The organism is Methanosarcina mangrovi (genome assembly GCF_052057765.1).
Classification (GTDB): domain Archaea; phylum Halobacteriota; class Methanosarcinia; order Methanosarcinales; family Methanosarcinaceae; genus Methanosarcina.
In genome coordinates this window covers 54,416-67,803 of the sequence record NZ_CP195120.1, presented here as the reverse complement: position 1 = coordinate 67,803, position 13,388 = coordinate 54,416, and the positions used below count along the sequence as shown (strand labels likewise).

Below are 13,388 nucleotides of genomic sequence, written 5' to 3'. Positions count from 1 at the left end.
ATATACGGCAAAGGAGAGCCCTATCGAAGATTACTCATGTACAATACACTTGAACTCGTTTCATTTGAACTTTTTGTACATTTAAATTTATTATTTGGAGATAACATCCCGGAAAGAGAATTCAGATCCCTGAAAGTGTAACGATAGAAACCGGAGAATTCGGAAAAAATCCGGGAAATAGAGCGGTGAAAAAATGACAAACAGGAAAACACTTACAGCACTTACATTACTGGTCCTGCTGGTTCCGGTCCTTTTTATATCGGGATGTACCGAGGAACTCAGTGCGGAAGAAATCGCAGAACAGATGCAGGAAAAAGAAGCCAGTATTCAGGATTATTCCTATACGATGCAAATTACCTCATACATTGGGAATCAGACACAGGAAAGCGAGATCCAGGTCCTGCAAAAGAAACCGAACAAATCAAAAACCATTTCAATAGAACCTGAAGAAGAAGCAGGCACCACTGTGGTTTCGGATGGAGAATTTATGTGGACCTATGACCCGAAAACAAATACGGTCATTAAAATGGAAATGCCGGATACTCCGATATTGGGGGAGATGGATTACGCCGAAGTTATTGACGAATTCCTGAACGAAACGGATGTTTCCCTGCTTGGTGTGAAGGAAATAGACGGAAGGCCCACATACCTGCTTGAGACCAGCCCGAAAGGGGAGGAAGAAGGATTCAAGCTTGCAGACGGGATGAGAATCTGGGTGGACAAAGAAACCTGGATGCCTCTCAGGTATGAAATGTATGACAGCGATGGAGACCTGGTGATAGAGCTCGAGATCCGCGACCTGGAAATTAATACAGGGATCCCGGACTCCGAGTTTGTATTCGAGGTGCCGGAAGGGGCAACCGTAAAGACCGTGGACCTCGACGCGTTCGAACTTCCAGAAGAAATGACCCTTGAAGAAGCTAGAGAAGCTGCAGGATTTGAAATTCTGGTTCCGGAATACCTCCCAGAAGGGTATGCCTTCAACTATTCGATGGTCTCCAACAACAGCTGGATAGCCCCCGAAGGGGAGGCATTCGAGACGGTTTCCCTAACATACGAAAACGAGGAGGGAGATACCATTTACCTTTCAGAAACCGTATATGAAGGCCAGGCCCCGGATGCTGCAATCATGGACTCTGCAGAAGACGTTGACATTCAAGGGAAAGAAGGGAAGTACTTTGCCTTCGGGGACATGAAGATCCTGAGATGGGAGATAGGGGATATTAACCTGAGCCTTACCTCTTCCCTGGAGCAAGATGAAATGCTGAGAATTGCGGAGTCCGTACGGGAGAATACCTGAAAAACCCGTTTAATAGCAGTTAAAGCCGGAAAAAGGTGAGGAATATGGCAACAAAGAAAGTGCTATTCCTGCTGGCCCTCGTAATTCTGGCCCTTTTCGCATCGGGCTGCACGGAAGAAGAACCGGATGCCGAAGAGATTGCAGCCCGGATGCTGGAGAAGCAGAACAGCATTGAAGATTATTCGTACACAATGCACATGACCTATTACATCGGGGAGAATGTTGTGGAAAACGAATTTAAGACAATATACAAAAAACCACACATGATAAAAAACTTCATAGAAGAGCCCGGAGGGAAAGAAGAGACGCTCACGCTCTCGGATGGAGAATTCAGGTGGACCTATGCCCCAGGGACAAACACGGTCATGAAGACAAAGATCCCCGAAACCCCGGAGTTAACCGATGATGACTATCTCTCCATTATAGGAATTACTCTTAACGATACGAACGTATCCCTGCTGGGAACAGAAGAAATTGAAGGAAGAGAAACCTACCTTCTGGAAGCTACTCCGAAAAGGACGGGAGAGGAGACCTCTGAATACAACATGAAAGTCCGGATAGACAAAGAAACCTGGATGCTTCTAGGGTACGAGATGTACGACAGCAACGAGACCCTGATTTCAAAAGTAGAAATCCGGGACCTAAAAGTAAACACAGGGATTCCGGATTCCGAGTTTGAGTTCAAAATCCCGGATGGTGCAACCGTAAAGACCATGGACGCCGGAGAGATTGAACTCCCTGAAGAATTAAGCCTCGAAGAAACTGAGGAGCGTGTCGGGTTTGAAATCCTGGTCCCGGAGTACCTGCCGGAAGGTTATGAGTTCAGCCACGCTACGGCCTACAACACCAGCGAAACAGCCCCTGAAGGGCAGGCTTCCGAAACGGTCATCCTGAATTACGAAAAGGGAGACGAAGGCGTAATTATTACGGAAACCGTATATGAAAACCAGGCCCCGGAAGCTGCAATAATGAATACTGCAGAAAACATTACCATTAACGGAGAGGATGGAAAATACCTTTCCTTCGGGGACATGAAAACCCTGCGATGGGAGATAGGGAATACTGACCTGAGTCTTACCGCTTCCCTGGAAAAAGCCGAATTGTTGAAAATTGCGGAGTCAATACGGGAAAATGCCTGAAAAACGCCCTGAAAAATAAGAAAGTTAGGAAAAAATCATGAAAATCAGGTGATGAAGAAAATGACAGGCAAAAAATCACTGGTCGTAACACTTCTCATAACTCTGACTCTTTTAGTTTCCGGATGCCAGGAACAGGAACTCGATGTAGAAGATATCGCGGAACAGATGCAGGAGAAAGATGCTGGTATTGAAGATTATTCGTATACCATGTACATCACATCCTGCGCCGGAGCAGAGATATGGGAAGACCAGTGGGAAGGCCAAATAGAAATTATGTATAAAAAGCCGGGGATGATGAAAACCCATTCGAAGAATATTGGAGGGGGAAACAGTGAGCAGCTTACGGTTTCGGACGGGGAATTCAGCTGGAGCTACACATCCGGGACAAACACAGTTTCAAAAATAAAACTCCCGGAGTATGAGGAACAGACGAAATCCGACTACATAAATGGCATAGAGTATTTCCTAAATCAGACAGAGGTCACGCTGCTGGGAGAAGAGGAAGTTTCCGGGAGGCCTGCTTACCTGCTTGAGGCAGTCCCGAAATTGGGAGATGGAGACGCAACTGAAGATGAAAATGATGATAAGAATGAAGATGAAGGGTTATCCCCCGGCCCGACAAAAATCTGGGTAGATAAAGAATTATGGATGCCTCTAAAGTATGAAACATATAACAGTAAAGGAAACCTTGTTCGGAAAACCGAAATCCTCGACCTGAAAATCAATACCGGGATTCCTGACTCCGAATTTGAATTTGAGGTTCCCGAAGGGGCAGAAGTAATGACCGTGGAATCAGCCCCGAGAACACCCACAGGAGATTTTGAAAAACCGGGGGAAGTTCCCATAGAAGAAATCGAAGAGCATGCCGGCTTTGAGCCCCTTGTCCCGGAATATCTGCCCGAAGGCTATGCCTTCAGCCATTCAATGTCAAGGAATAAGGGAGAGGCAGCTTCAGACGGGCAGGTTTACGAAATTGTCACCCTGACATATGTTAATATGGAAGAAGAAAAACCTCTGGTACTTACGGAAACCGTGAACAAAGGAGAATTAAGGGAATCCCTTCCGGAAGAGGCCGAGGAAATCACTATCAACGGGAAAGAAGGGAGATATTTTGAAGAGCCGGGAGATCCTGAGAGGGGGACGAAGCGGTTAAGCTGGAAAATAGGGGACATTGAACTGAACATTTTGGCCTACATCGAAAAAGACGAATTGCTGAAAATTGCGGAATCGATTTGAGAAGTATAAATCTGCATGTGTTAAGTGTGCAAATTAGCGGAAAAAACATAGGAAAAGCCACAGGAAAAAGCACAGAATAAAAACAAAATAGAAACAAAAAACAGAATAAAAACAGAAAAACAGAATAAAAACAGAAGACGTGAAGATGAAAGAAAAGGTGAGAAAGTAAAGCCCTATGGCCTTACTTTACTTTTTTAAGTTTATTTTGCAAGGTTGTAGTTCTGGTTGACGATTTTCAGAGCGCAGAAGTTTCCGCACATTGTGCATGCGTCGGTGTCTTCGGGTGCCCTGCTGTTCCTGACTTCTCTTGCATGTTCGGGGTCGATTGCAAGGGAGTACATCTTTTCCCAGTCGAGTTCTCTCCTGGCCCTTCCCATGTCAAGGTCCCACTGTCTTGCTCTTTCGGGGTACTTTATCATGTCGCCGACGTGAGCTGCAATTCTGGAGGTCTTGACCCCGGTGATGACGTCTTCGAGGTTCGGGAGGGCGAGGTGCTCTGCGGGTGTTACGTAGCAGAGGAAGTCACAGCCGTAGGAAGCAGAAACGGATGCACCGATTGCGGTTACGATGTGGTCGTAGCCAGGAGCAATGTCGGTTACGAGAGGACCGAGCATGTAGAAGGGCTTGTGGCCGCTCATTTCCTTCATGAGCTTCACGTTGGTTGCAATCTGGTCGAGTGGGACGTGGCCCGGACCTTCGACAATAACCTGCAGGCCCTGCTTGTGTGCCCTGTCAGCTATTTCAGAGTTGATGATCAATTCCTGGATCTGGGCGCGGTCTGTTGCGTCGTGGACTGCACCTGCACGCATTCCGTTTCCTGTGGAAAGGACGACTTCGTGTTCCTTGAGGATTTCAGCCAGGTAGTCGAAGTTTGCATAAAGCGGGTTTTCCTTTTCGTTGTGGAGCATCCAGGAGCTCATGAAAGCGCCACCGCGGGAGCAAAGTCCGCCGTACCTGCCATGAGCTTTAAGCCTGTCAAGGGTGATGTTGTTGATCCCGGTGTGGATTGCCATGAAGTTGGTTCCGAGCTTTGCCTGGGCTTCGGTTGCGTTGAAGAGCTCGTCTTCTGTCATGTGCACGATTGAACCGTACTTTCTGGCAGCTTCGATGAAAGCCTGGTAAAGAGGCACCGAACCGACTGAAAGGGAGATGCTGTCAATGACTTTTTTCCTGATCCCGAGGAAGTCTCCGCCGGTCCCGAGCTCCATGAGAGTGTCAGCACCTGCTTTTTCAGCAGCAATTGCTTTCTGGACTTCCATATCTGGATCAACGATGTCCGAGGATACACCGATAGAAGCATTGACCTTGGTCCTGAGCCCTTCTCCGATACCGCAGATCTTTACCTGTCTGTAGGGGGAAGTTGGAATAACAATTCTGCCGGCTGCAATACCACGGCGGACGAATTCAGGGTCAAGTCCTTCGTCCTTTGCAACGATCTTCATCTCTTCGGTGATAATTCCTTTTTGTGCATCTTCCACGATTGTCATCTTTATTACCTCAAGCTTTCAATTTGTCCGTAAGATTATCATGCAGGATTCATATGTAAGTAAAGGGATGATGAGTTAGAACATAGAAGGAAAGTAATTATATATAACACTATTTAAAAAACAAACTTTAACCATAATCAATTTTACTTTACTTAAGGGCTTAGAGATACTGAAAATATACGATGAATGATTAAAATAAGTTTTTTATAAAAAGTGCTTAAAATTTGATTGAGAAAAAGACAAGTAAAGTTGATTTAAGAGGGATTATTTCAGGAAAAATTAAGAGAAATGGACGAAAAATAAAATGAAGAATAAAAAGAAGAATAAGATGAAAGAAATTAAGAATTAGGTGAAGAATAAGATGAAGAATAAGATGAAGAATAAGATGAAGAATAAGATGAAGAATAAGATGAAGAATAAGATGAAGAATAAGATGGAATAAGATGGAATAAGATAAAAGAGATTAAGAATTAGTTGAAGAGCGGGATCAAAAAGTAATCCAGAGAAAAAAATGAGACCACAGAAATAAACCTGACATAATGCTTACTGAAATATTGCTTACGAATACAATTCTCACTGAAATTATGTTACTGCATAATCCTTAAAAAAATGTACAGTGACCGAAAAAAGGAGATTTTTTTAGAGATTTTTTATTATTTATTCTGCCTATTTTTCTCCTGGATCAAGCTTACGGTTTGCCTGTGGAGAGTTACTATAAGGTCGCTAAGCATCCCGAAGATAAACATCTGAAGTCCGAATATAATAAACAGGGTCGTGAGAACCGAAAGGAGAACATGGGTGATATCATTGAACCACTCGACTACCACATAGGTTCCCGTAAACAGACCTGCCAGAATAAAGACGAAACCTATGATCCCGAAGTAAAACATCGGGTTATGCACTTTTGCAAGTCTGTAAATAGTAGATCCTATTTTTATCCCGTCTTTCAAAGGGTTTAGCTTGGTTGCGCCCTGTTTGCTTCGGGGGAGATAAGTAATAGGAACCTCTTCAACTCTCTGTTTTTTAAGGACGCATTCCACAGAGATCTCGGTCTCAATTTCAAAGCCTGTTTTGTTGAGTTCCAGTTCCCTTATGCTCTCAAGAGTGAATGCCCGGTAGCCTGAGAGAATGTCCCTTAACTGTACACTATAAGCGATGTCAAAAAGCATATTTATAAGGCGGTTGCCCACAAGGTTGAGCTTTGTGAAAGCTCCGGGAGAATACTTTTCCAGTCGGTTACCTATAACATGGTCAGCTCTACCTTCCAGAACAGGTTCAAGAAGAGAAAGAGCTTCTCTGGCAAGATACGTCCCGTCGCCATCGACCATTATTACATAGGGGCTCTCGATAAGCTCGAAAGCCTGGATCATTGCCTGTCCTTTGCCTCTTCCGGTCTGCAGGACAACCCGTGCGCCTTCTGCCTCTGCAATCTGCGCTGTCCTATCCCTGCTGTTTCCATCGATAACGAAAATGTTGGAAAAGCCTTCTTTTTTGAAATCTTTAATGAGCTCCCCTATCGTTGCAGCTTCGTTAAGTGTGGGAATAAGGATACAAACATCTGCGCTGTTCACGTTTCACACATACCCTTTGTCTGAGCCTCTACGCATATCGCAGAATCCGTTTTTCTTTACAGTACTATCCGTGTTCCTTTCGCAGGAGACAGATCACAAGTGAGATAATAGATCGAAAAATTGAGGGTTCTTATAAAAGCCCCATGTTATCGAGCTGCTGGCGGACTACTTCTACGCCCCTCTCACAGTCTTCGGGGGATTTTCCGCCTGTAACTACCAGTTTTCCGGAACTGAAAATAAGGACAACTACCTTGGGCTCATCGATCCTGTATACAAGCCCCGGGAACTGCTCGGGTTCGTATTCGATATTCTCAAGCCCAAGCCCGATTGCAATTGCGTTGAGGTTAAGGATAGTGTGCAGGTCTGCTGAGGCAACTATATTCTGGACAGTAATCTGCGGGTTTTCCATTGTCTTGATCCCGATGCTGTTCAGCTTTTTCGCCATGTTGCCGATAACTGTGTGTACGTCAGCAACGTTTTTTGCCCCCGTGCAGACAACCTTTCCGGAAGTAAAGACCAGAAAAGCAGCTTTGGGGTCCGAAACTCTGTAGACGAGCCCCGGGAACTTCTGCTTGTTGTACTCGGCGCCTTCGAACTCGGATTCAATCACAGTTAAATCAAACTCTTCAGCGAGTTTGGTGGATGCGACCACGTTTTCAATTTTAATGCTAGATTCGCTCATTCGTCAACCCTCAGTATATAAAGCAAGAGTAATATCCTCTAACCAGTATATAAAGCTATAGTTAAATGCCTTGCATACTATATAAATACTATATATAAAGAATATAAATACAACAGAAAAGCTTAAATTATGGGCGCCAGTAAATTCAAAAAATTTAAGATAGAATCAAGCCTTCGCATCGGCTTTGAGGCGCCTCATTCTTCAAAGTTTTTCAAACCATCAAGGATGGAATCATATTTTTTGCAGACCCTTCCGAGAAGGTCTCCCTCAACAGTGCGGTGAGTGGGAACCAGGATTTTTGCCCCTTTACCTATGCTTACCCCTTCCCCCGAAGTCCCGTAATCAGGGGCGACAAGGACACCGTCCGCAGAAATCCTTATATTGAGGTCGTTTACGATCCTTGAGACCATCTCAGTTGCAGGCTTTACCTTTTTCTCTATGAGTAAAGCCGAGGACACATACTTTTCCCGAGTTTCCCTGATTTTTAGGAGAGTTGATTCCACGGTTTTTGGGTCTACTTCATCTGAAAGTTCCTCAGCGAGAAGAGAAACAGCCTCAATAAGATCATCAAAGGTCGTTGAACGCACCTCAAGTATTTCACCGTCACAGTGCTGTTTCACGGTATCAAGATAACCGGCAGTCACCACAAGCACATCCGCCTCAAGCAGGCGGGAAATTTCCTCTTTGGACGGGCAGTAGGCATTTGCAACAAAATAGTCCTTAATCCCGCACATGTCCATAAGGGACTCATACATTGGGGTCACAGCAATGGTCTTTCTCCCGACCCAGAGGTTGATCTCACTCTGCCCTCCCTGCGACTTTAAGAGCTCGATTATTTTCTCTTTTATGGCTTTAGGGTCATTCCTTTTGAGCCCGAAATAATCTGCAAACAGCGGGGTTGTGGAAAGCTTCCTGCTCCTCCCGCAGGGCACGGAATCGACAAAACCCCTCTCGATCAGGTCTTTTATATGATCATAGGCTCCACTGCCCCTCATTTCGATCAGGTCGGACTGGAGCAGAGGCTGATGATAGGCAATCATGGAAAGGGTCCGGAGTTTGGGAGCAGAGAGTTCTTTTGGGGCAACCTCCCGCATGAGTTCGGAGTACTCCGGCTTGACCTGCATAACGTAACGCTCGCCAAGGTCCAGGATTTCGATGCCTGAACCCCGGGAAGAGTAAGCTTCCATCAGCTCCTGAACTGCCAGAGAGACATTCTTTTTTGGCTTTCCGGTAATTTTCATAAGTTTTTCAAGGCTTACTGCCCTGCCCGCAGCAAAAAGAGCCGCTTCGATAATTTCAAGCTCACTCATAAGTTTCACGACCAGAAAAGAGGATAAGATTATAATTCGGTTGAGTTAACGTGCTTCTTCAGGAGAGTCTACAGGAGAATTTATATCTATATGTTCCGGTTCAAAGGAAAGAATCTCAGGATACCCGGCTTCCTCAGGCCCTCCGCCCGTACTCTCAACCTGAGCTTTACTGCCTGCAAACTTTTCCCCTCGGGAAAGTTCAGGCGCGGAAACATCTGCTATTAAGCCCTGTTTCATCTGATGGAAGGGGGGCGGGTTACCTTCGGTGGAAAAACCGGACTCTTCTCCGGGATAAATGTACAGCTCTCCGAACATCTCATTCTGGAAGAGCCAGATCTTTCTGCTCGAAGCAAGAAAGAGGAGGGAGAGGTAATCCATGATCCGGTCTTCACTGAGTTGGAGGAGTGTGGAAAACTCCACAACGGGCTGCTTCATAAATAGTTCAACAAGCCTTGCCCAGATAAGGGCCAGCCTGGAGCTTATAGCTTCATCGTGGGCAATTCCGAGCACATCTCCGGTAGCTAGGGGGGCATCAGGGATATCAGGTTCTTCTGTAGCCAGCCGGGCCTTTTTTTCTTTTTTCCGTGAGAGCGTCCTTTCGGCTTTTTTGAGCTCCAGAATAAGTTCATTCAGGGTGACAGGCCTTGTGGAAAGGCGGCGGACAGGCAGCTTCGGGATAGGGAACTCGTCAGGTTCGGGAAGATCTTCATCAAAAAAGCCAGGGTCGAAATCCTCCTCTTCCTCTTCTTCCACCCCGAGGATTACTGAAGACTTCATGCGGAGAAGGATAGCAGAATAAAGGAGGGTTCGGGAAGAAATCCTCAGATCCATTCTCTGGAGCTCTTCTACCCTCTGAAGAAAACTGTCGGTTAGCTGCACAACGTCGATATCCCAGGGGTCAATCTTCCCGTCTTTTGCAAGTTCGACCAGAATACCCAGGGGTTCATAGGTATTAAACTCCGAAAGGTCGAGTAGAGCCCAATCAACGCCGAGGTATGAGAGAGTTGTCGGAAGCCCGAAAACGTCGGGGTCTGAAAAAAGAGAATCCTTTTCCCCGGATTCGCGTGGGGAGGGAAGGCCGGAAATGTTGAGTGCCGAATTATCTATAAGTTCAGCCATTAAGCTTCACTCCGGTAATACTAGTGATATTATTTTCCTGCATTGTAACCCCGATCGTCCGGCTTGCAGCCTGGATCATGGGTTTTCTTAAGGAAACAACGATGAACTGGACTTTTGAGCCTGAGGTTTTAACCCGCCTTGAGACCCTCTCCACATTCCAGCCGTCAAGGAACATATCTATTTCGTCAAAGGCATAAAAAGGAGCAGGACGGTATTGCTGGATTGAAAAGATGAAAGCAAGTGCCGTAAGACTCTTTTCTCCTCCGGACATGGCTTCTATACGCTGGAGAGTCTTTTCTTTTGGCTGTGCCCTGAGGGTCATTCCTCCGGCAAAAGGGTCGTCGGGGTTTTCCAGCAGGAGTTCGCCCATGCCGTCGGAAAGCTCGTAAAAAATGGCCTTGAAATTGGAATTTATGCTTGTATAAGCCTCCATAAAGGCATCCCGCTTGAGCTGTTCGTACTGGTCAATGCGTTCGAGGAGCTGTTCCCTTTCGGTAAAGAGCGTATCGCGTTTGCCCTGCAGGTCGGAAAGCCTGAGTTCAACCTCGTTATACTCATCAATTGCCCGCATGTTTACAGGCTCAAGCCTGCGCATGGCTTCTTCGATTGCCTGGATCCTCATGTAAACGGTTTCGTAACTAGGGACCTCGGAGGTTTCTTCTATGCCCCTTCTCTCTATCTCTTCAAGCAGCTGTTTTTCCTGGTCGAAAAGGGCACTTTTCGTAGCTGTGAGCGTAAGGACCTGTTGCTTTGCCTTTTCAAGGGTAGTTGCAGCTATACCGACCCTGCGCTTCACTGCGCTGTGCTCAGCCTGAACACTTTCCCTTTCTTTCTGGAGCCCTATAAGCTCGTCGGAAAGCTGAAGTTCCCGTTTTTGTTTTTCCTCAAGCTGCGCTTCAAGTTCCGCAATCTTTGCCTTAAGAGAATCCACTTTTTCCCGCCTTGAAGCCTTCTTTTCGTCAAGTTCCCTGATGAGCTCTTTGGCCTCGGAAATCTTCTGCTCAGCATACTTTTTTTCAAGCTGCAGGGCATTCAGGCTGGCTTCAGTGTCCCTGATCCTGCCATCAAGTCTCCGGATTTCCTCATCCACAAACTCGGCTTTTTTGTTAATCTCAGGGAGAGGAGAATCGGCAAGTTTTGCCTCAAGTTCGGCAACCTGAACCTCAAGTTCGGACACAGCAATTTCTTTTTCAGCCTTTTCCGCAATTACCCTGTCCATTTCAGCCCTGAGTTCCGTCCTTGCCTCTTCAATTGCCTTCAGATCTGCCTGTTTGGCTTCAAGAAGCTCTGCAAGTTTGGCTTCTCTGCCTGCGATTTCCTGAAGCTCGAGTTCTTTTCTGGAGATAGTAGCCTCACAGTCGCGGATTTTCCTGCTCAGCTCAAAAACGTGGCTTTCAATGCTGTCCTGTTTGCTGATCGCTGCACTGCGGCTCGCGTCAAGAGATTTTATCTCTTCTGCAAGTTCAAGAAGTTTGTCTTTTTCTGCGGCTGCAAAAGAGATCCCCGATTTCGAAGAAAGGGACCCTCCAACCATTGCCCCGCTCTTTTCAAGGAGTTCCCCCTCAAGGGTAACCATTCTTGCCTTTCCCATAAGGCGGCGGGCGCTGGCGAGGTCTTCCATAACAAGGGTATCCTGGAAAACATACCAGAAAGCAGGTTCGAACTCGGGATCAAATTCAATCAGATCGATTGCGTACCCGATCACGCCATTTTCATAACTGAGGCTTTCAAGCCGCCTTGAATCCCTCATTTTGTTAAGCGGCAGGAAAGTAGCCCTTCCGCCTTTTCTCCGTTTAAGGAACTCGATTGCCTCGGCAGCGTCCCCGTCATTGTCCACAACAACTGCCTGCATCCTGTTCCCTGCAGCAACTTCAAGGGCAGCCGCATACCTGCGGTCAACTTTTCCCAGCTGGGCAATCGTCCCGTGTATTCCGAAGAGCTCATTCTGCCGGGAAGCTCCGATTACCATTTCCACAGCCCTCGAATACCCGCCTCCCTGTTCCGAAGCCCGGACCCTTGCCTCGGCGATTGCGTATTCCTGCTGGAGGCCGTGCAGCCTGCCCTCAAGTTTCCTTATATCTTCCTTGATCCTGAAATGGCTGCTCTCGATATCGTCCCGGTCTTTTATAAGGGACTCCAGATTTCCCGTAAGCTTCTCGATCTCATACTGGACAGAAAGGGTATCACTGTCAGAGGCAGTAACTGCAGCTTCAGCATCCTTGATCTGGTTTTCGATATCCCGAAGTTCCGAGGATTTTCTCCTGAGGGTATCAAGGAGCCGGTCCTCATTGCGGATAAGCTCGTTTTTCTCGTTTTTAACGTCCTCAAGTTTCTTGCGGGCAGCCATGAGCTCGTCCCTTGTTGCTGCAAACTTCGCATCCACATCCGCAATCCTGCTCTGGAGCAGCATACGCTCGGTTTTTCTCTCGGACAGCTCGGAAGAGATGCTCTCTTTTCTCACGTTTTCAGCTTCGATTTTCTCTTCGAGCTCCACCACCTTACCCTTGGTAGTATCGATATCAACAAACGCTTTTCTGCGTTTTGCGTCAGCTTCTTCAAGTTCGGATTCCGAAAGTTCGATGCTGTCCACACAGCGGGAAATTTCCCCTTTTGTCTCTTCAATTTCCTTTTTGACCTGCAGCTGCTCATCTTCCCCTTTTTTCCGGATTTCAAGGGAAATTTGTTCCAGAGCCTGCTCAAGAGCTTCCAATTCCCTCATCCGCTCGTCCAGCAGGACCTGGACTTTTTCAAGGTGCTCTTCTTTCCCTGCAAGTTCCTTATCCACATTTTTCAGTTCGGTCCTGGCATCCTTAAGTTTGGAGAGCAGGACATAGCCTTCAAATTTGATTTTTTCAGCCTTCAAAGCCTGGTATTTCAGGGCCTGGTCTCGTTCCCCGGAGAGTTTTCCAAGCTGGGTACGCACCTCTTCAAGGATGATATCCACGCGTTCGACCTGCTGCCGGACGACCTCCAGTTCTCCGAGCGCCTTTTGCTTACGCTCGTCAAACTCTGCAACCCCGGCAATTTCATCAATAATTTTCCGCCTTTCCACAGAGGTCATGGAGATGATCTGCGTGACATCTCCCTGCATCACCACATTGTAACCTTCAGGCGTTACTCCTGCCTTTGCAAGCTGGGAATGGATTTCTCCCAGGCTCACGGCTTTTCCGTTAAAGTAAAAGTAGCTGTAATACGCATTTTTTGTCCGCCTGACCTTTCTTGAGACCTCAACCTCATCAAGCTCTAACGGCAGCTTGCGGTCGGTATTGTCAAAACGGATCGTAACCTGGGCAAAATCGGGCTTTTTTGCCTCATCTCCATTGTAAATAAGGTCAGTAAGTTTTTCAGCCCGAAGGGTTCTGGAGCTTGTAAGTCCGAGTGCAAAGAGAATCCCGTCTATGATGTTTGACTTTCCACTTCCGTTAGGACCGGAAATAGTGGTAAAGTCATTGTAAAAGGAAATCTTTACTTTTTTTCCGAAGGACTTGAAGTTAACGAACTCAATTTCTTTTATGTACACAGAATGCCTCTGAGATTTTGCGTT

The 13,388-nt window shown here is 46.6% G+C and carries 9 protein-coding genes; 3 read left to right on the top strand and 6 right to left on the bottom strand.

The window, feature by feature from the left end; translation table 11 throughout:
• Positions 1 to 193 precede the first annotated feature (193 nt).
• The 3 genes from ACSAZL_RS00265 to ACSAZL_RS00255 are packed head-to-tail and all read left to right on the top strand — an operon-like array spanning position 194 to position 3,675.
• Positions 194 to 1,300 (top strand): outer membrane lipoprotein-sorting protein, encoded by a 1,107-nt coding sequence (locus ACSAZL_RS00265; RefSeq protein ID WP_440946767.1) that lies wholly within the window; start codon positions 194 to 196, stop codon positions 1,298 to 1,300.
• A gap of 44 nt (positions 1,301 to 1,344) precedes the next feature.
• On the top strand, positions 1,345 to 2,439 hold the full coding sequence (locus ACSAZL_RS00260) for a DUF4367 domain-containing protein (protein ID WP_440946766.1): 1,095 nt from the start codon (positions 1,345 to 1,347) through the stop codon (positions 2,437 to 2,439).
• 60 nt (positions 2,440 to 2,499) lie between these two features.
• A complete protein-coding gene (locus ACSAZL_RS00255) occupies positions 2,500 to 3,675 on the top strand; it encodes a DUF4367 domain-containing protein (protein WP_440946765.1) in 1,176 nt (391 codons plus the stop codon).
• Between the two features lie 200 nt (positions 3,676 to 3,875).
• On the opposite strand, the gene thiC is transcribed toward ACSAZL_RS00255, so the two are convergent.
• The 6 genes from thiC to smc all read right to left on the bottom strand — a co-directional run bounded on the left by thiC (position 3,876) and on the right by smc (position 13,364).
• The gene (thiC, locus tag ACSAZL_RS00250; protein ID WP_440946764.1) at positions 3,876 to 5,162 is read right to left on the bottom strand and encodes a phosphomethylpyrimidine synthase ThiC; all 1,287 of its coding nucleotides are present in this window, start codon (positions 5,160 to 5,162) and stop codon (positions 3,876 to 3,878) included.
• 653 nt (positions 5,163 to 5,815) lie between these two features.
• Complete coding sequence (aglJ, locus tag ACSAZL_RS00245; RefSeq protein ID WP_440946763.1) at positions 5,816 to 6,733, bottom strand: S-layer glycoprotein N-glycosyltransferase AglJ; 918 nt, start codon at positions 6,731 to 6,733, stop codon at positions 5,816 to 5,818.
• Between the two features lie 130 nt (positions 6,734 to 6,863).
• On the bottom strand, positions 6,864 to 7,415 hold the full coding sequence (locus ACSAZL_RS00240; RefSeq protein WP_011024211.1) for a TATA-box-binding protein: 552 nt from the start codon (positions 7,413 to 7,415) through the stop codon (positions 6,864 to 6,866).
• Between the two features lie 194 nt (positions 7,416 to 7,609).
• Positions 7,610 to 8,725: an SMC-Scp complex subunit ScpB gene (scpB, locus tag ACSAZL_RS00235; protein WP_440946762.1), complete on the bottom strand. Its 1,116-nt coding sequence runs from the start codon at positions 8,723 to 8,725 to the stop codon at positions 7,610 to 7,612.
• Positions 8,726 to 8,770: 45 nt separating this feature from the next.
• Complete coding sequence (locus ACSAZL_RS00230) at positions 8,771 to 9,844, bottom strand: segregation/condensation protein A (protein ID WP_440946761.1); 1,074 nt, start codon at positions 9,842 to 9,844, stop codon at positions 8,771 to 8,773.
• Entirely contained in the window at positions 9,837 to 13,364 is a 3,528-nt protein-coding gene (gene smc, locus ACSAZL_RS00225) for a chromosome segregation protein SMC (RefSeq protein WP_440946760.1), read from the bottom strand. The genes ACSAZL_RS00230 and smc overlap by 8 nt, the downstream gene beginning before the upstream one ends.
• Positions 13,365 to 13,388: the final 24 nt, after the last annotated feature.